This is a genomic window from Bradyrhizobium cosmicum, assembly GCF_032290525.1.
Lineage (GTDB): Bacteria > Pseudomonadota > Alphaproteobacteria > Rhizobiales > Xanthobacteraceae > Bradyrhizobium > Bradyrhizobium cosmicum_A.
Map to the genome: position 1 here is coordinate 1 of NZ_JASXTA010000534.1, position 242 is coordinate 242.

Annotated in this window: 1 pseudogene; it reads left to right on the plus strand. The window is 73.6% G+C overall.

Annotated features, from left to right (window positions below):
- Nucleotides 1-53: 53 nt before the first annotated feature.
- Nucleotides 54-242, plus strand: a pseudogene (locus tag QSV46_RS40845) (hypothetical protein); the annotation flags it as partial.

The following is a 242-nucleotide window of genomic DNA, read 5'->3' on the forward strand; positions in this document are numbered from 1 at the left end:
GGCGTTTACCGCGCGGGACTGGACGCGCTGGTCGAGAAGTTCGGCCGGGTCGAGTGATCCGGGCCACGGCGGCGGGTCTGCTGGCCCTTGCCGCGGGCGCGGCGGATGCGGGCGACATCGCCTTTGTCACGGCACAGAACGCAGGCGCGGTGGCGATCGTGGATCTGGACAAGGGCCGGGTCCGCGCCACGGTCCCCATCGAGGGTGCGCCCGCGCCGGTCGCCTATGACGCGGCCTCGGGT